An 18,272-nucleotide genomic window follows, 5' to 3' on the forward strand; every position below is an offset into this window, starting at 1 on the left:
GGCACGCCCGGGCCATGCGGCCCCGCCCATGGGCGAGGCCGCGTCCTTAGGGGCCGATCAACGGTAGGGGTAGCCCGCCTTCTGCATGGTCTCGTCATACTTCTTGAAGGCCGCCACCACCTTGCCGGCGCGCGGGCTGGAGGCGGCAATCTCGTCCCAGAAGCCCTTGGAGTCCGAGAGGACCTTCGCCCAGTCCTCGGGCGGGAGCTGGGTCAGCTCCATCTTGTTGCCTTCGACGCGAAGCTTCGCCTCGCCGCCCCAGTACCAGACGTCGCGGTAGTAGTGGGACTGGTCGATGCTCATCAGGAACAGCTCCTTCAGATGCGGCGGCACTTTCGCCCAGCTCGGCGAGTTGGCGAAGTAGCTGCCGAACCACGCGCCGGTGACGGAGTTGGAGAGCGCGTAGTTGCAGACATCCGCCCAGCCAACCTCATAGGCCTCGGTGAAGCCGCACCAGGCCACGCCATCGAGTTCACCGGTCTGCAGCGCGACTTCGACGTTGTCCCACGGGATGGTCACCGGCACGAGGCCGTACTTGGACAGGAACTTGCCCGCGGTCGGCACGCCGAAGACGCGCAGGCCGTTCATGTCGGACAGCTTCTTGATCGGCTTGTTGACGGTGAAGATGTGCAGCGGGTCCCAGGCACCGGTCGACAGCCAGGTGACGTTCGGCACGTCCGCATAGGCCTCTTCCCAGATCTCCTTCAGGCCGTAGTAACGGAACAGGGCGGGCACATCGAGGCTGTAGCGGGTGGCGAAGGGGAAGTAGCCGCCGAACACCGCGATATCGACCGGCGAGGCCATGGTCGCCTCGTCCGACTGCACCGCATCGAGCGTGCCGGACTGGAGGGCGCGGAACAGGTCCGAGGTCGGCACGAGCTGGTCGGCGTAAAAGAGCTCGATGACCATCTCGCCATTGGCGGCGGCGTTGAAGGCGTCGATCTGCGGCTTGATGACGTGGGCGCCGAGCGGCGCGCCGGAATAGGTCTGCAGGCGCCACTTGATCGGCCCGGTCTGGGCGATCACCGCCGGAGCCGCGAGCGTGGTGCTAGCGAGCGCCGCGCCGGCCCCGAGGCCCGCCTTGGCCATGAAATTGCGGCGGCTGGCGAGAATCTTGTCCGCAGCCGGGTCCACCTTTTTCGGAACGGGCTTCTTGATATCGGTCATTCCTTGCTCCTCTGGTTTTTGGAAGGTCTTTGGAAACGACGAGGCCTCAGCCCTTGACGTTCATGTGGGCCGGCAGCCAGAGCGCGATCTGCGGGAAGACCATCAGGATGATGATGGTGAAAAACATGATCGCGGCGAACGGCCAGATCGACCGGTAGATGTCGATCAGCGAGATTTCCTTCGGCGCCAGCGAGCGCATCAGGAACAGGTTGTAGCCGAAGGGCGGGGTTATGTAGGCGATCTGGCAGGTGATCGTGTACAGGATGCCGTACCAGATCAGCTGGTTGTCGAAGCCGAGATCAAGCGCCTTCACCAGCGGGATGTAGAGCGGCGCGACGATGACCAGCATCGCCGTGTCGTCGAGAAACATCCCCATGATGATGAAGCTGAGCTGCATCATGATGATGATGGTCCAGGGGTTGAGATCCCACTGCTTGACGAACAGGAACTCGATCGCCTTCACCGCGCCGAGCCCGTCGAACACCGTGCCGAAGGCCAGGGCGGCGAGGATCAGCCACATGAACATGCAGGAGACGTTCAGCGTCTTCAGCGCGGTGCCACGGATGATCGGCCAGGTGAACCGGCCCTTGACCACCGCCGCGAGGGTGGCGGAGGCGGCGCCGACGGCCGAACTCTCGACCAGGCTGGTGACGCCGAAGACGAACAGGCCGGTCATGAAGAAGAAAATGACGAAGGGAATGATGCCCGCGCGCGCCAAGGCCAGCTTCTCGCGCAGCGGCATGTTGAGCTCGTCATCGGTCAGCGCCGGCGCGAGCTTCGGGTTCAGCTTCACTCGCACATAGATGTAGATGATGAACAGCGCCGCCATCAGCAGGCCGGGCCCGACACCCGCGAACCACAGCTTGGAGACCGGCTGGCGCGCAATCATGCCGTAAAGCACCAGCACGACCGAGGGCGGGATGAGAATGCCGAGCGACGAGCCGCCCTGCACCACGCCGGAGATCAGCACCTTGTCATAGCCGCGGCGGATCATCTCCGGCAGCGCGATGGTGGCGCCGATCGCCATGCCGGCGACGGAGAGGCCGTTCATGGCCGAGATGATAACCATCAGGAAGATGGTGCCGATGGCGAGGCCGCCGGTGAACCGCCCGAACCAGACGTGCAACGCTCGGTACAGGTCTTCCGCGATCCCGGACTCCGCCAGGATGTAGCCCATGTAGATGAACATGGGCAGCGTCAGCATCGCGTACCAGTTGAACAGCTTGAAGACCTGGTTGAACGGCAGGTCCATCGCGCCGGGGCCATAGAGCATCAGCGCGGCCGCCGAGGCGACAAAGCCGATGCCGGCGAAGACGAGCTGTCCGCTGATGAGCGCCACGACCATCGAGGCGAACATCAGCAGTGCGATCATCTCGTAGGACATCAGATCTTCTCCCCGCGCAGCGTGAAGATGTGCTTGATGACCAGCGAGAATGCCTGCAGCAGCATGAGGATGAGACAGACGGTCAGCAGCGCCTTGATCGGGATGACCGAGGGGTTCCAGATGGAGAACCGCTTCTCATTGGTGGCGATGGCGTATTGCAGGCTGGAGATCGAGCCCGTCAGCAGCACGCCGAGATAGAAGATCAGGCACCAGACGGTGACGAGGTCCATCTTGGCCTTCCCCCGCTCGGAGAGCGTGGAGTACCAGAGATCCATCCGCACATGCTCATTGTTGCGCAGCGTGAACGGCCCGCCCATGAAGTAATAGGCTGCGAGGGTGAACTGGGTGAGTTCCACCGCCCAATGCACCGGCATCTTGACGAGGTTGCGCATCACCGCGTCGAACAGCAGCGTCCCGCCCATGAAGAAGATGAGCGACGCGGCGAGATAGCCGACATAGTTGGATAGGCCGTCCACCACCCGCACATAGCGGGCCGCGAGTCCCCAGGCCCCCGTATTTCTTGCCCCAACCGACGTCACATGTTTGCTCCGTTGCACCGCCATCCCCGTGGCCGGCGTCTTGCCGACCGTGCCCGCGCCTTTTTAGGCGCGCGTGAATCGTGGTGGCGCGGCACGACGCGCCCCTCGCTTCCTAAGCCGCGAAGACAGGTTCATCTGGTCCCCTCATGCCGCAGTGCACGCGATTGGCGCGTGCCTGCTTTTTTGGCATAGCAAGCAATGTACCGGTTTCGCGTTTGAACGGAAGCCCTAGCTCGGCAGAACACGTGCAATAGGTCACTCTATTTTGCCTGTTATGACCGTTCGGGCGACTTTGATGCGATCTTATTGACCATTCGGCTGATATGCTCTTGAATGACGAATGGCCGGTGGACGGAGCAGTAACTTGATGTCGGCTCCGTGCAACGGCTTGGTCGGATTGTGCCCGCATTCGGTCAGTCCCTCGCGACTCGACAGGCGCGCGAACGGCCGCACCGCCGCCAAACCTGATCACCCCTACGTCACTTCAGCTCGGGATTGCTTCGGTGCCGACCCATCATCGACATGACCAGGTACTCGCCCTTCTCACGCAGTCGGGCGAGATGACCGTGGAGGCGCTCGCCGAGGAACTCGGCGTGTCCCGCGAGACCGTGCGGCGCGATCTCACCCAGCTTGGCGCGGCGGGGAAGTTGCGCCGCTTTCATGGGGGCGCCCGCCCTATCACCGCCACGTCGTCGGTGGTGGACAGTGAATCACCCTTCGCGCACCGCCTCGCCCAGAACGCCGCTGCCAAGCGGCGCATCGCCGCCGCGGCGAGCCGCCTGTTCCGCCCTGAGGATTCACTGTTCATCGACACCGGCAGCACAACCGTCGTCTTCGCCGAAGCTCTGGTGGCGGTGCCGTCGCTGGTGACGATCACCAATTCGCCCCGCATCGCCGCGACGCTGGCTTCCAATTCGAGTCACAAGGTCTTCCTGATCGGCGGCGCCTATGGCCCCGATGCCGGCGAGAGCCTTGGGCCGCTGGCGCTGGAACAGATCGGCAAGTTCCGCGCCCGCCACGCGGTGCTGACCATCGGTGCCATCGACCCGACCTGCGTAATGGATTTCGATCTGCAGGAGGCTGAGGTCGCCAAAGCCATGATCGAGCGCGCCGATCGAGTGACGGTGCTCGCGGATTCCAGCAAGTTCGACCGTCGCGCTGTATTCGAAGTCGTCGCCCTTGGGCGCATCCACACGCTTGTGACAGACGCGCCACCGTCCGAGCCCATGGCCCGTGCGCTTGCCGTTGCCGGAACCCAGTTGATCATTGCCCGCTAGGTTTAGGACAGATTGATCCAGCCCAGAAGATGATGAGCACGGCAATGCATGTGGATGCAGATAAGGTGCGCGCCAATAGTCATCGGGCTGCGGTCTACAGTCGTCGACCTGTCATCGCATGCGACATGAGGCGGACGGCGAGGTGTGCGGAGTTTGAGCTGGCTGAAACACAGATTTCGTGCGGACGTGACGCGCACGGCTGGACGGGAGGAAAGCTCGCGCTCCAGCGCCAAGATGGCGTCGACCATTTCCGCTTCGGATCGAAACTTGACTTCTCTCCGAGTCCCGCCGGTCTGCCTTGCGATGCGGCGCGGGCCGCCCGCTTTCCTCGAGGATCCGGATGAGCGTCAAGCGTCCACGCGATCACCGGCTCTCGTTCCGCGCCAGCACCCGGTCGAGCTCACCCGTCCAGATCCCCAGCTTCAGCATGGGCTGGACCGAGCGCTCGTACTCCAAAGCCGTCTCGTTCGAGCGACGGACCCTGCGGACCGCCTTCCGGGATATCTTCAGCTCGCGGCAGATCGCCTTGATCGCTTTGCCTTGAACAAAATATGCCCGACCAATCTTCGCGATCGTCGCCACCACAGGCATCCGAAACCTTGCCGCCGATCGTCCCGGAGGCACCGTGAACCCCTGCGTCAGAGGGGTCCGTTTGGACGCCCCCCTAAAACGGTGTCCTGTTCCACGCCGATTCACATGAGGGCGCGTCAGAAGAACGTCTCCGGGAGACATCGAGGCTGATTGACACCCCGGAACTGGCGCCGCCATGATCTCTTCGCGAGAGGGGCATGGCATCTCGGGGTAGGAATGTAAGGTCGATGTCGGAAGGGGACGCTCGTTTCGCTCTGAGGCTACGCTCGTGGCGCCGATTGAATGGCATCAAGCAGTTCGCCTTGGCGGAGATGCTGGGCGTGTCCCAGGCGGCGGTATCGTATTGGGAAACCGGGCGCGACAAGCCCTCTCCTGATCTGATGAAGCGCATCACCGAGCTGATCTCCGGGTCCGAACTGGACGAGATCCGGCTGGAACGTGTGTTCACGGAACGCCAACCCGGCATCATGGCACTCTATGATCTTGATGGCGTCCGCTTGCTGGCGGCATCGCGGGGTTATCGCGCCCTGTGGCCGGGCATGTCGCTGCTGCAGGGCATGTCGTTGGAACGTCATCTCGTGAATGAGTCCGGCGAGCTTCTGGCGAACGCGGCTCTCCGGCGCGATATCAACTCCGGCAAGCTGGCCCTGGTCAGCGGAGTGAGCGACCGCCATACCGATATCATTGTCGACACAGCCGTCCGCCATGAGTGGAACACCCGTGTCCGTCGCTTTGGGCCCAAGACGCTCCTGTCCATCTCCTACGATCCATGCGGCGAAACGGTCCCGGTGGGCATCACCGAAGTGAAGCTCTTTTCCGATCTGAAATAAGCGCCCCTCGCATGGAAGGCGTCTCTCGGCGCGCGTCCCCTGCCTCAACGTACCGAGTACGGCAGCGCTCTATCCGCAACGTTCGACGAACCATGCTAAAAAGCAAGTTTTTATAGTATAGTCCATGTTATAAAATATAACTTCCTATCTCTGCTTAGAAACGCGTAAAGAATAATCAAAGCCCGCCTCCGTTCGATCCCCACGATTTGTACGCGCAGGCCGATAGCGACGATTATCTGATAATGAATACAATCAATAACTTGACGATCCAAGGAGTGGGCGCAGGTGCGTGGCCCTTCCCGGCCTATTCTGGGCAGGCCTGCCTGTTGTCATGCGGATACATTTTCAGGCGGGCGACGATGCGATCGGCAATAGCCGGTTTCCGCCGATGACGGGGCGTCCAAGGACGTCGCCGGCCGGTCGTCATCACCGTGGAGGGGTCGTGAGCGTCCTCTTCGACGGCAGCCGGCAGGCCCTCATCGGCGTCGGGGTGTTCAGCGGTGTCGCCAATCTGCTGATGCTCACCGGCCCGCTCTTCATGCTCCAGGTCTACGACCGGGTGCTGGTCAGCCGGTCGCTGCCAACCCTCTGGGTGCTCGGCCTCATCGCAACCGCGTTCTACATCGCCTTCGCCATGATCGACTATGCGCGAGGTCGAGTGCTGGCACGCCTCGGCGACCGGATGGAAGCACGGTTTTCAGGACTGGCCTTTCGCCGCGAGATTGCCGATGCGTTCGATGGGCAGGCGACCGACGGCAGATCGACAGCGGATCTGGCCACGGTCCGGCGCTTTCTCGGTGGGCCGGCGCCGCTGGCGCTGTTCGACCTGCCATGGGTGCCGCTCTATCTGGTGGTGCTGGGGCTTCTCCATTGGTCGCTCGGGCTCATCGGCTTTCTGGGCGTCGCGGTGGTGGTGTCCCTTGCCCTCCTGAACAATCACCTCACGCGTGCGCCGATGGCTCTGGCGGCGGGCGAGGCAACGCAGGCCGGCATGATGCTGGAAGCCGCCCGCCGCTCGGCCGAGGCGGTGACGGCTCTCGGCATGCGGCCCCAGGTGGCCGGACTCTGGGGCGGGACGCTGGCCCGGGCACGGGCCACCGAACGCGACAGCGGCGATGCTGCGGCCCGCATTGCCGCCATCTCGCGCGGCTTCCGCCTTTTCCTGCAGTCGGCGACGCTAGCCATCGGTGCTGTTCTCGTCATCGAGCAGGCCGCCACGGGCGGCATCATGATCGCCTCGTCCATTATGCTGGGCCGGGCGCTGGCGCCGATCGACCAGATGGTGGCCCAGTGGAAGACCATGGCCGGTACCCGAGCGGCCCTTGAGCGCCTCGAGAGCCGGCTTGTCCATGACGCCGGCGCCGCGCCGAAAATGGATCTGCCGACCCCCACCGGCCGTCTCTCCCTCGCCGGTGTGATGGCTGCGCCGCCGGGCATCCGTCGCCCGCTGCTTGAAGGCATCGCCTTCCAGCTCCATCCCGGCGAGGCTCTTGGCATTCTCGGCCCAAGCGCCTCCGGCAAATCCACCCTCGCCCGTATCATCGTCGGCCTGTGGCGCCCCATGAGCGGTAGCGTGCGGCTGGACGGCGCCACACTCGACCAGTGGGATCCCGACAGACTCGGCCGGCACATCGGCTATCTCCCGCAAGATGTGGAACTGATCGGCGGCACCGTGCGCGACGCGATCAGCCGGCACCAGATGGGCGCGAAGGACGCGGACGTCATCCGTGCCGCCCAGGCCGCGGCGGCTCACGCCATGATCCTGGCACTACCCGACGGCTACATGACCCGCCTCGGGCCCGGCGGGGCGGCGCTTTCCGGCGGTCAACGCCAGCGTATCGCCCTCGCCCGGGCGCTTTACGGCGATCCCTGCCTCATCGTGCTCGACGAACCGAACGCCAGTCTCGACCAGGAGGGCGATGCGGCCCTGACGGCCGCGCTGCTGGTCGCCCGAAAGCGCGGCGCGGCCGTGATTGTCATCACTCACCGGGCCAGCGGGCTCGCCGCCTGCGACCGTGCCCTGGTGCTGAAGGACGGACGCATGGTCGCGCTCGGTCCCAAGGAAGTGGTCCTGCGTGATCTGATGAAACCGGCGGTCGAGGCGCCGGCACGGCCCCGTCTGGCGAAGGAGGTCGCACGGTGATGCGCAAGCCCATGGGTATACGCCCCGCAAAATCGTCTGCCGGTGCGCCCCCTCGGCCATCCGCGCTGCGGGAGGCCTGGCGAAAGCGTGTTCAGCGTCGCAGGCAACGGGATGGCGCTGACCGCCGGCGCACGAAGGACGACCCGGCCGATCCCTCCCGCCACCTGCGGTTCGGCGCGATGGTGTGTGCCGGGGTCGTCCTCAGTTTCAGTGCTTGGTCGGCCCTCGCCTCGTTGCAAAGCGCGGTGGTGTCGTCCGGCATCGTGGTAACGGAAGGAAAGACCCGCACCGTCCAGCATCTGGACGGCGGCATCATCAGTGCGCTTGCGGTGCGGGATGGAGCCGAGGTGAAGGCCGGCGATCTGCTGATCCGCCTTGATGCCACCCGCCATGCCGCCGAGCGGGCCATCATCGAGAACCGGCTCTATGAAGCCCTCGCCCGGCAAGCCCGGCTCAAGGCCGAGCGCGATGATGCCCCGGCGATGACGCGCCCGGCCATGCTGGATGTCATGGTCGGCGGCGATCGGGCATGGGCCAATCTTCTGCCCACCTATCCCGCAACGACGGCTGTGCTTGTTGGCACTGGCCTGCCGCCGGAGGCCATCACCCCACCTGAAACCGGCGCGGAGATCGCCAACCGGGTGTTCTCCGGTCAGGAACGGCTGTTTCAGGCCCGGCGTGACACGGTGAAAGCCCAGATCGCGCGACTGGAGGCCGGCATTGCCCAAAGCCGGGAGCAGATTGGCGGCCTTGAGGCACAGCGGGAAGCCGCCCGGCGCCAGCATGTCCTCATCGGCAAGGAGCTGGAGACGGCCCGCGTGCTGGGCGCCAAGGGCCTGATGCCGAGCACCCGGCTTCTGGCGCTGGAGCGCCAGCAGGCCGAGCTTGAAGGCGCCATCGCCGGGCGGGGCGCCGACAAGGCCGCTATCGAGCAGGGGATCGGCCAGCTTCATCTGCAAATCCTGGAGCTTGAGCGGGATACCCGCGAGAAGGTGCTGACCGAACTGCGCGAGGCGGACGCCAATGTGCAGGAGCTGTTGGAGCAGCGCATCGCTGCCATCGACAAGCTGAGCCGTACGGATGTCCGCGCTCCGGTGAGCGGACGGGTGAACGCGCTCGCCTTCCACACCCTCGGTGGTGTCGTGAAGCCGGGCGACGTAATGATGGAGATCGTTCCGGACGATGAGACCTTGATCGTGGAGGCGCGGGCGGACCCGGCATCGGTGGACCGTATCCGCGCCGGGCAGCCGGCCCGCATCCGCCTCGCCGCGTTCGACCAGCACTCGACACCGGAACTGGCCGGCACGCTTCTCGTCGTCTCGCCCGACCGTCTCGTCGATCCCCAGACGGGCGCGTCCTATTTTGCGCTGAAGGTTGCCATCGACACCGGCCAGCTCGACCTTCTCGGTCCGGACAAGCCTCTGGTACCCGGCATGCCAGCGGATGTGTTCATCGTCACCGGCAGGCGCACGCCTCTCAGCTACCTGACAAAGCCACTGACCGACCAGATGGCGCGGGCGTTCCGAGAAGATTGAGGCGTGCGGGGGATCAGTCCCCGGCAACGCCTGTGGCATCAATAGATGACATCCGTATACACGCAACAACCTTCATCATGCAGCACATAACTACGGCATGTCGCGGCGCGAACTTGCACTTATAAAATATAACAGCCCGCCCCAGGGGCCGCACTGCGCATTTTGACAGATTATGTCCCTGCGCGATCAACGTTTTATTGGCGCATTCGAATCTGAGGGGCCGGGTCTCCCGGCTTTTCGTCGGCGTAGCTTCGTGTCTGATCAAATTTTATCAAGGGGTAGTCATGTCTTCCGCGTCCGGTGCGACAACAACAATCACATGGCTGTGGAGCACCGATACGGTGCTTTCCTTCGATCCGGCCACCGATGTGCTCGATTTCGGCTGGTTGTCCTCGGACAATTTTACCATCTCGGAAGAGGGTGGCTCGGTCGTCATTTCCATCCCATCCAACAATCAGACCTACAGGCTGGAGGGCGTGCGGCTCTCCGACCTGACGCTGGCGAATATCACCGCCCGCGATGCCTCGACCCTCGTGGTCTGGCAGGCGGCCATCGAGGCCGCCGGCAGCGACTCTGGCGAAAGCTCCGATGACGACAGTTCCGGCAGCGACGACAGCACCGATGACAGCGGCGCATCCATCGACACCGACGACGAAACCGATAGCTCAAGCGCGACCACCGCTTACGCGGCCGCCTGGTCCGCCAGCAATGTCTATAAGGCCGGCGATCTCGTCAGCGTCGGCAATTCCGTCTACCAGGCAGGATGGTGGACGCAGGGTGACGACCCGTCCGGCAGCAACTCGGTCTGGACGTTCGTGGGCTATATGGACACCACCCCGGTTGTGCCGGATGCGCCCGACGATCTCTACGCCGCCAGCACCTCCGCCTCCACCACCGTTCTGGTGTGGGATGCTGCCGAGGTAAACGGTGTCGGCACGGTTAGCGCCTATGAGGTCTATCAAGACGGCGTTCTGATCGGCACCACCAGTTCCACCTATTACAAGGTGACGGATCTGGCGGCGTCCACGACCTACTCCTTCACCATCGTCGCGGTCGACGAGGCCGGGGCGTCCGAAGCCTCCGAGGCCGTCAGCGTGAGCACCGCCGCCGAGGGCACGGGCGGGGGCGACAAGACCTTCTCGCCCTATATCGACATGTCTCTGTCCAGCAGTCAGAATCTGGTCGAGATCGTCTCGGCCGCCGGCCTCAGCGCGGTCACCCTGGCCTTCGTCCTCTCCTCCGGCACCGATACGCTCGGCTGGGGCGGCATCGGCACGATCGCCGACGACACTTTGCCGAACGGCACCACAATACTCTCGCAGGTCGAGCAGCTCCAGGCGATGGGCGTGGAGGTGACGATCTCGCTCGGTGGCGCCAATGGCCAGGAAGGGGCACTCACCTTCTCCAGCGCCGAGGCACTCGCGGCCGCCTATCAGCAACTGATCGACCGCTATCACGTTACCCAGCTCGACTTCGATATCGAGGGGTCGGCTATCGCCAATGACGCCGCCAACGCGCTGCGCAATGAGGCGCTCGTGCTGTTGCAGGAGGCGAATCCCGAGCTGGAGGTGTCGTTCACCCTTCCAGTGCTCACCACCGGCCTGACCCAGGACGGCATCGACCTGCTGACCGCGGCCATGGAAGCAGGGGTAACAATCTCCACCGTCAACATCATGGCGATGGACTATGGCGCCTATTACGACACGGGCGACATGGGCGCCGACGCGATTTCCGCGGCGCTGGCGACCATCGCCCAGTTGGAGGCGATCGGCCTCGACAGCCAGATCGTCATCACCGTGATGATCGGCATCAACGATGTCACCACCGAGGTGTTCACGCTGGAGGATGCCCAGCAGCTGGTCGATTTCGCAGAAGCCAACGACAATGTCGCGGGTCTCTCCATGTGGTCGCTGAGCCGCGACAACGGTTCAGCCACCGGCTACGTCTCGCCCACCGGCAGTGGCGTCGAGCAGGAGACCTATGCCTTCGCGGAGATTCTCAAGACGGTAAGCGACGGCAGCACCGGCACCGGCGAAGACGACACCGATACGGGTGGCGATACCGACCCGGATGACACCGGCACGACAGATCCAGACGATACGAACCCGGATGATACAGACGACACCGACACGGACCCGGACGACACCGACCCCGGCAGCACGGACGGCGACGATACCGGAACCGGCACCACCACGACCATCACCTGGGCGTGGGGCAGCCAGACCGTGCTGTCGTTCGACCCGGCGACCGATGTGCTTGACTTCGGCTGGTTCTCCTCCGCCAGTTTCACCATCTCGGAAGAGGATGGCTCGGTCGTCATCGCTATCCCCTCCAACGACCAGACCTATACGCTGGATGGTGTGAGCCTCGACGATCTGTCGATGGACAACATCACGGCCAAGGACGCGAGCGCGCTCTCCGCCTGGCAGGACGCACTTGATGCTGCGAGCGAAGACGGCTCCGACACGGGGGCGACGGACGGGGACAACCCCGACACCGGCAACACGGAAACGGGCGAAGACGACACCGGGAACACTGATAACGGCGAGACCGGAACCAGCACCACCACGGCCATTACCTGGGCGTGGGGCAGTGACAGCGTCGTGTCCTTCGATACTGCGACCGATACCCTCGACTTCGGCTGGATGTCGGCGGACAGCTTCTCCGTTTCGGAGGTGGATGGTTCGGTCGTCATCGCCATCGCGGGCAATGACCAGACCTATACGCTTGACGGCGTGAGGCTTGCCGACATGTCGATCGACGACATCACGGCCAAGGATGCGACGACGCTGGCGGAATGGCAGACCCTCCTCGATGCGGCTGATGAAGCCGCGGCAGAAACGGTGTCCGTCGCCAGCGCGCTGCATGCGTCGGACGGCCTCGCCTGATCCTCGAGTATCGACAAAGCCGCAGGCGGCCATGCGCAGCCTGCGGCATGCCGCTCTGGGGCGGCAGCGACGCTCTGTTCGTTGGCCAATGCCCGGTCAGCGGCCGAGGCCCATAGGATCGATGCAGTTCTTGTCAGCGGGCGGGAAAGCCGCGGTCGTTTGCTCCACCGTCTCCGATCTGCTGGATGACATCGGCGAGCTTTTCGGCGAAGCGCGTTGTGAGCCCTGAAAGCTGCGCGCTGGAGCGGTGGACGATGACCAGCGTCTGCCAGCTGACCTCCTCCGAGATGATGGGCACGAAGCTCAGTGTGCCGCCTAGGCGTTCGAGTTCTACATCGGCGCGGGTCAACACCGTTGCAAGATCGCTGAGCCGTGCCAGCCGCTTCAGAAGGTCGATCGAGTTGCTCTCGACGATCGGCTCAATGGCAAGGCGCGAGCGTCGGGTGAGCCGGTCGAAGATCGCCCGCAAGGTGAGCCCTTCAGCCGGCAGAGCGAAGGGATGCCCGGCAAGGTCGCTGGGCCGCACGCTGCTGCGCGACGCGAGCGGGTGACCCGGTCCCACCACGAGGCCGACGCTGCAGCGCGTGCTGCTGTAGATGTTGAGGTTCGGTTGTGGGGGCAGGTCGAAGCCAACACCAAACTGCGCGTCTCCCTCGCCGACGGCCAGAGCGATGCGTTCGGCGGGCATGGCCGTCAGTGTGATGTGTGTCAGCGGGTAGGTCATGTGCCACGCACTGACGACCGGGGCGAGCACATCGGCGGTCAGCGCTTCCAGTGTCGCGACGTTGATACGCGTGCGCCGCAGCGTCTTGAGATCGCTGATCCGACCGATCGTGCGCGAATGGTCCTTCATCGTCGCGCGGATGTGCTCGACCAGCAGTTCACCGGCCGCCGTGAGCCGCACCCCGCTCGAGAGGCGTTCGAACACCGCGACGCCGAGCTCCTCCTCGAAGGCCAGGATCTGTCGGTTGATCGCCGAGGAGGCGATGCCGAGCCGCTCGGCCGCCTGGCGCATCGATCCGGCGCGAGCGACCTCGTCGATGTAGCGCATGAGGCGCGAGTGCAGCATGGCAAATTCCCGAGTGACCGCTGCCAAAAAGGCAGCGCTCCATTGAGTTAATGATGCTAGCGGGCGGACGCGCGCACTCCTAGCCTTCTCGCGCCTGCACCATCGACGACGGGCCAAACGGGAGACTGGAATGACGAACAGGAGCTGCTGGCGGCTGGCCGGCGCCACCGCAATCGCCCTCGCCGCGCTGTGCTCGGGCTGGTCGGCCAAGGCTGACACACTGGCGACCATTCTTGCGGAGAAGAAGGTCACGGTCGGTACCGAAGCCGCCTTTCCGCCTTTCGAGTTCGTCGAAAACGGCAAGATCGTCGGCTACGGCAAGGATATACTCGACGCGGTCATCGCCGATCTCGGCGTCGAGTTGATCCAGCTCGACGTGCCGTTCCAGGGCATCCTGCCCGGGCTCGACGCCAAGAAATTCGATTTCGTCGCGACCTCGGTCGGCATCACGCCGGAGCGCGCAGCAAAATACGCCTTCACCATGCCCATCGCAGTCAGCAGCGAGGTCATCCTCAAGCGCGCCGACAGCCCGATCACCACCGTCAAGGATCTTGAGGGCAAGGTCGTCGGCACCCAGCTCGGTACCACGACCGAGCAGGAGGCTCGCAAGGCCGACGCCGCGCTCAAGGCGGCCGGCGGCACGGGCTTCAAGGAATTGAAACTCTACCCGTCCTTCCCGGAAGTCTACGTGGCGCTTGCCAGCGGCGAGCTCGACGCGGTGGTGCAGAGCGGGCCGAACGTCGCCACGCTGATCAAGGAAAAGCCCGGCGTCTTCGCCGTTGGCGACACCATCAGCCAGACGCCGCGCTATATCGCCTGGGTTACCCGGCCTGCAGATCCTGAGTTGAGGGCGCGCATCTCGGCAGAGATCAAGAAGCTGCGTGACAGCGGCAAACTCGCCGAGTTCCAGAAGAAGTGGTTTGGCTTCACCATGGATATCCCGGACACCGGCTACCTCCCCGCCGGCGCACTCTGACGCATCCGAGGCAGGGCAAGGCGATGGCGCTTGACGGATCAGCCTATCTCGATGCGCTACCGAAGCTGCTCGCCATCAGTTGGATCAGCCTCTCCATCGCCCTCGCCGCCATGGTTCTGGGGTTGTGCGGCGGGGTCACACTGCTGCTGTTGCGCGTACTCAAATGGCCGCTTCTCAGTCTCCTCATCGCGGCTCTACGTAGCATCGTCCTCGGCGTGCCCGTGCTGGTGTTGATCCTGTTCGCCTATTACGTCCTGCCGGCGATCGGGTTGAACCTGTCGCCGGTGGTCGCCGGCACGTTGGCCCTCGGCCTCTGCAGCGCGGTCTTCATGAGCGAGATCTTCGGCGGGGCGCTCACCGCGATCCCGCCGGGGCAGGTGGAGGCCGGGGCCGCGCTCGGCCTCGGGCCGCTCTGCGTGTGGTCACGGGTACTGCTGCCGCAGATCTTCCGTCTCAGCATCGGCCCGCTGGTGAACGAGTTCACCATTCTGCTGAAGGCGACGGCGCTGCTTTCGGTCATCACCGTCACTGACATGATGCGTACCGCGCAGCAGATCTATGCGGTGAATTACCGCCCGTTCGAAACCTTGCTGGCGGTCGCGACGATCTATGTCGCCATCAACATCGTTGCCAGCCGCCTCGGCGACAAGCTGCAGTCCATGACCCGCCACGGGATGCGCTGACCCGTGGCGACGTTCGATCTTGCTCTTCGCTATTGGCCGCTGCTGGCAAACGGGCTGCTGCTCACCGTGTGGGTCTCGCTGGCCGGCATTGCGCTTGGCGTCCTCCTCGCCATCCCACTGGCCGCCGGCAAACACTCCCGTCGGAAGCTGCTGCGCGTGCCGGCTGCAGTCCTGATCGAGCTGCTGCGAAACGCGCCGTTCATCGTGGTGCTGTTTCTGGTCCATTTCGGTGCCCCGCGGCTTGGCTTGCGTCTGCCGGCCTGGGAGAGCGGCATGGTCGCGCTTGCCCTCTATGGCGCCGCCTATTTCGCCGAGGTGCTGCTTGCGGCCTACCGCGCGGTGCCCGTTGGACAGAGTGAGGCTGCACGAAGCCTTGGTCTGTCACGCCTGCACATTCTGCGCCTTGTGGTCGGCCCGCAAATGCTGGGCGTCGGGCTCCCGCCCGGCCGCGTCGTGGCGATCATGCTCCTCAAGGACTCCGCGATCCTCTCGATCATCGCGGTTCCCGAGCTGACCCACGCGACCCTGCGCATCCAGGCCGAGACCTTCGACACGGTCGGCACCTTCATCATCACCGCGGCGCTCTATTGGCTGCTGGCGACAACGCTTGGCGCCGTGCTCGATCGCCTCGACAGGGGCGTGCGGGAACGGCGCCGCCACACAATACGCGGCAGCGCCGTGGCGCGGCGCTATCTCACGCTCGACTTCTATTGGCGCTGAGGCGCGGACCCAACACCTGCTTCAACGAGAAAAGGAACAGACGCCATGGACCAGTTGCTCGATGCGCCCGGCAGCCTCCCGGACCTGCGCGGCCTCCATAACGAGCCGGGCCCGCGTCGCTGGGAGCGCATTCTGGTCCCGAAAGGCCGCACTGCGTTCGAGCTCGACAAGGGTGACACGCTGCGGATCATTGATCTCGACGGGCAGCAGGTCGCCGACCTCATCTGCTTTGACCGCCACAATCTCGTCGACAAAATCTCCCCCAGCACCACGGTGATGGTGAAGGGCAACATCCACCTGACCACCGGCGACTATATCCGCTCGGTGGATGCCTATCCCATGCTCAAGATCACGCAGGACACGGTGGGGCGGCACGACATTCTGGCCGGCTCCTGCTGCCCAGGGCTGAACCGCCTGCGCTATGGCGAAAAGGCTGCGCACCAGCCGAACTGCCGCGAAAACCTTGCCGCCGTGATGGAGCCTTATGGCGTGCGGTTGAGCGAAATTCCCTACACGTTCAATATCTTCATGAACGTGCCTATCAGCCCGGAAGGCAATATCGAGGTTATTGCTCCGGTGTCCAAGTCAGGCGATTTCATCGATCTCCATGCAGAGATGGACCTCGTCGTGGCGATCTCCAATTGCCCGCAGGAGCGTAACATCTGCAACGGCTTCAATGCCACACGGCTTGGTCTGGTCGTCTACAACACGCAGGCGTCGTCATGAGCTCATCGGCGCTGGAGGAGCTGTTCCGCGGTCTCGTCTTCTACGGCACGGGTGGCGGTGGACGCGCCGAGGCCGGCCTCGCGTTACTGCGCGGCCATTTTGGCGCGGACTGGACGCCCCGGTTCACCGCCCCCGCCGATCTGCCGCCGGAATCGCATGCGTGCGCGACCATCGTCATCGGTGGACGCGATCCCGACAAGGACATCCCCATCGCGCTGCGTGCCGCGCTGAATGTCCCCGAGGCTGATCTCGCGATACCGCTGCGCTTTGCCCGCGCCGTGCAGGCGCTGGAACGCGCGACCGGCACCGAGATCGCGGCGCTGGCTGTCGTCGAGCTTGGCAGCCTCGCCATGGCCGCGACCCTGGTGGCGGCCGACATGCTGGGCAAGGCAGTGCTTGACTGCGATGGTACGGGACGCTCAATTCCCGAACTTGGCCTTGCCAAGCTCGACCTCGTCGGTCTGTCGCCCGCGCCGGCCGCGCTGGTCGATCGGTTCGGCAACGAGACCGTGCTGCTGACCACAAGCGGCGCGTCGATGACCGACCGTCTCGCGCGCCAGATCAACGCGGCAGTCTATGGACGGGGGCTCGCCTGCGCCGGATATCTCGCGCCCCTGAGCGCATTCGCCGCCGGACTGGTGCCGGGCAGCGTTGCGACGGCGCAGGAGATCGGCACCATTCTCAGCGGCACGGGCGAGGTGTCGCAGCGCCTGGAGGCCTTGTTCGCACGCACGGGCGGTCGCCTTCTGTTCAAAGGCACAACGACCAAGGTGCACTGGCGCAGTGCCGAGCCGTATCGCTTCCGCGACCTCGACTATTATTTTGCTGGGCTCGACGGGAACGCCGGCGACAGCTTCCGCATCTGGGTCAAGAACGAGCACCATCTCGTCTGGCGAAGCGATGAACTCATCGCCTCAAGCCCGGATCCGATCGCGGTGCTCGATGCAAGCACTCTCGAACCGCTGACCACCCTCGGCGACGTCGAACCGGGCCGCGAAGTCGTGGCCGTGGTGGTGCCCGCGCTCGACGCGATCTGGCGGACACCGGCAGGAATTGAACGCCTCGGCCCCGCCCGTCTCGGTTTCGAGGCGGGTCGGTCCGAGTGACATGGCGTTAGGTCGGGCAGTTCCTGGCGAAGCTAGTGGATTCGAGCGAAGCTCGCCATTCGCCCGGAAATGCGCGTCAAAGCGCGGGGCGGTAGAGAATGCGGCGGACATCGGCCGGGAAGCCATAGAACGCAATGACCTCACTCCATGCCCGTCGCCAGCTCTGGCCGATAGCCGGGTAGCGGCGGCCACGGCGCGATAAATGCCCTTCAGGGCCGCCGCGACGACCCTGCGATCCTTGTAGGAGACGAAGTCGAGGCTCCGGCGCAACAAGTGGACGATGCAGGTCTGGACTATTGCTTCGGGAAAACGGCGCGGATCGGCTTAAGCGGGCGAGCCTGCCAGGTGGCGATTTCCTCCAGCACGGCGTCGATGACCGCACTGATGGGCTCGGGCGAGACCTCGATGCCACAGAGCTCGCGCAGATGCCCGGCGATCTCCCGGGCGCTCGTGCCACGGGCGTACACCGATACGATCTTGTCGTCGAAGCCGGGAAAGCGGCGCTGGTACTTGGCGATGAGCTGCGGATCGAACGTCGCCTGTCGGTCGCGCGTGATATCCAGCTCGATCCGGCCGGTCTCGGTCGTCACCGTCTTACAGCCATAGCCGTTGCGGCTGTTACCAGCCTCGTCGCCCGC

Annotated in this window: 15 protein-coding genes and 1 pseudogene; 10 read left to right on the forward strand and 6 right to left on the reverse strand. The window is 64.5% G+C overall.

The window, feature by feature from the left end; translation table 11 throughout:
* Positions 1-57: 57 nt before the first annotated feature.
* The 3 genes from OU996_RS16155 to OU996_RS16165 are packed head-to-tail and all read right to left on the reverse strand — an operon-like array spanning position 58 to position 3,090.
* Positions 58-1,167 (reverse strand): C4-dicarboxylate ABC transporter, encoded by a 1,110-nt coding sequence (locus OU996_RS16155; RefSeq protein ID WP_267582634.1) that lies wholly within the window; start codon positions 1,165-1,167, stop codon positions 58-60.
* A gap of 46 nt (positions 1,168-1,213) precedes the next feature.
* On the reverse strand, positions 1,214-2,551 hold the full coding sequence (locus tag OU996_RS16160; RefSeq protein ID WP_267582635.1) for a TRAP transporter large permease: 1,338 nt from the start codon (positions 2,549-2,551) through the stop codon (positions 1,214-1,216).
* The gene (locus OU996_RS16165; RefSeq protein ID WP_267582636.1) at positions 2,551-3,090 is read right to left on the reverse strand and encodes a TRAP transporter small permease subunit; all 540 of its coding nucleotides are present in this window, start codon (positions 3,088-3,090) and stop codon (positions 2,551-2,553) included. The genes OU996_RS16160 and OU996_RS16165 overlap by 1 nt, the downstream gene beginning before the upstream one ends.
* A gap of 503 nt (positions 3,091-3,593) precedes the next feature.
* Between OU996_RS16165 and OU996_RS16170 the strand changes: the two genes are divergently transcribed.
* Positions 3,594-4,367 carry a DeoR/GlpR family DNA-binding transcription regulator gene (locus OU996_RS16170; RefSeq protein ID WP_267582637.1) on the forward strand — a complete coding sequence of 258 codons (774 nt, stop codon included), beginning with the start codon at positions 3,594-3,596 and terminating at the stop codon, positions 4,365-4,367.
* A 363-nt stretch (positions 4,368-4,730) separates the two neighbouring features.
* Here OU996_RS16170 and OU996_RS16175 read toward each other — a convergent pair whose 3' ends face one another.
* Positions 4,731-4,949: a hypothetical protein gene (locus OU996_RS16175; RefSeq protein WP_267582638.1), complete on the reverse strand. Its 219-nt coding sequence runs from the start codon at positions 4,947-4,949 to the stop codon at positions 4,731-4,733.
* A gap of 236 nt (positions 4,950-5,185) precedes the next feature.
* Between OU996_RS16175 and OU996_RS16180 the strand changes: the two genes are divergently transcribed.
* The 4 genes from OU996_RS16180 to OU996_RS16195 all read left to right on the forward strand — a co-directional run bounded on the left by OU996_RS16180 (position 5,186) and on the right by OU996_RS16195 (position 12,354).
* The gene (locus tag OU996_RS16180; protein WP_267582639.1) at positions 5,186-5,788 is read left to right on the forward strand and encodes a helix-turn-helix domain-containing protein; all 603 of its coding nucleotides are present in this window, start codon (positions 5,186-5,188) and stop codon (positions 5,786-5,788) included.
* A 289-nt stretch (positions 5,789-6,077) separates the two neighbouring features.
* A complete protein-coding gene (locus OU996_RS16185; protein ID WP_267582640.1) occupies positions 6,078-7,931 on the forward strand; it encodes a type I secretion system permease/ATPase in 1,854 nt (617 codons plus the stop codon).
* Positions 7,932-7,942: 11 nt separating this feature from the next.
* The gene (locus OU996_RS16190) at positions 7,943-9,466 is read left to right on the forward strand and encodes an HlyD family type I secretion periplasmic adaptor subunit (RefSeq protein WP_267585730.1); all 1,524 of its coding nucleotides are present in this window, start codon (positions 7,943-7,945) and stop codon (positions 9,464-9,466) included.
* Positions 9,467-9,750: 284 nt separating this feature from the next.
* Positions 9,751-12,354, forward strand: a complete 2,604-nt coding sequence (locus OU996_RS16195; protein WP_267582641.1) for a fibronectin type III domain-containing protein — start codon at positions 9,751-9,753, stop codon at positions 12,352-12,354.
* Positions 12,355-12,487: 133 nt separating this feature from the next.
* Here the strand turns inward: OU996_RS16195 and OU996_RS16200 are convergent, their stop codons facing one another.
* Entirely contained in the window at positions 12,488-13,423 is a 936-nt protein-coding gene (locus tag OU996_RS16200; RefSeq protein WP_267582642.1) for a LysR family transcriptional regulator, read from the reverse strand.
* Positions 13,424-13,553: 130 nt separating this feature from the next.
* On the opposite strand from OU996_RS16200, the gene OU996_RS16205 reads away from it, so the two are divergent.
* The 5 genes from OU996_RS16205 to OU996_RS16225 are packed head-to-tail and all read left to right on the forward strand — an operon-like array spanning position 13,554 to position 17,634.
* Positions 13,554-14,399 (forward strand): transporter substrate-binding domain-containing protein, encoded by an 846-nt coding sequence (locus OU996_RS16205; protein WP_267582643.1) that lies wholly within the window; start codon positions 13,554-13,556, stop codon positions 14,397-14,399.
* 23 nt (positions 14,400-14,422) lie between these two features.
* Complete coding sequence (locus OU996_RS16210; protein WP_267582644.1) at positions 14,423-15,082, forward strand: amino acid ABC transporter permease; 660 nt, start codon at positions 14,423-14,425, stop codon at positions 15,080-15,082.
* A 3-nt stretch (positions 15,083-15,085) separates the two neighbouring features.
* Positions 15,086-15,802 (forward strand): amino acid ABC transporter permease, encoded by a 717-nt coding sequence (locus OU996_RS16215; RefSeq protein ID WP_267582645.1) that lies wholly within the window; start codon positions 15,086-15,088, stop codon positions 15,800-15,802.
* A gap of 45 nt (positions 15,803-15,847) precedes the next feature.
* On the forward strand, positions 15,848-16,528 hold the full coding sequence (locus OU996_RS16220) for an urea carboxylase-associated family protein (RefSeq protein WP_267582646.1): 681 nt from the start codon (positions 15,848-15,850) through the stop codon (positions 16,526-16,528).
* Positions 16,525-17,634 carry a DUF917 domain-containing protein gene (locus OU996_RS16225; RefSeq protein WP_267582647.1) on the forward strand — a complete coding sequence of 370 codons (1,110 nt, stop codon included), beginning with the start codon at positions 16,525-16,527 and terminating at the stop codon, positions 17,632-17,634. Before OU996_RS16220 ends, OU996_RS16225 begins: the two co-directional genes overlap by 4 nt.
* A 91-nt stretch (positions 17,635-17,725) precedes the next feature.
* Here OU996_RS16225 and OU996_RS16230 read toward each other — a convergent pair.
* Positions 17,726-18,272: pseudogene (locus tag OU996_RS16230) on the reverse strand (transposase); the annotation flags it as partial.

The organism is Ancylobacter sp. SL191, from assembly GCF_026625645.1.
Classification (GTDB): domain Bacteria; phylum Pseudomonadota; class Alphaproteobacteria; order Rhizobiales; family Xanthobacteraceae; genus Ancylobacter.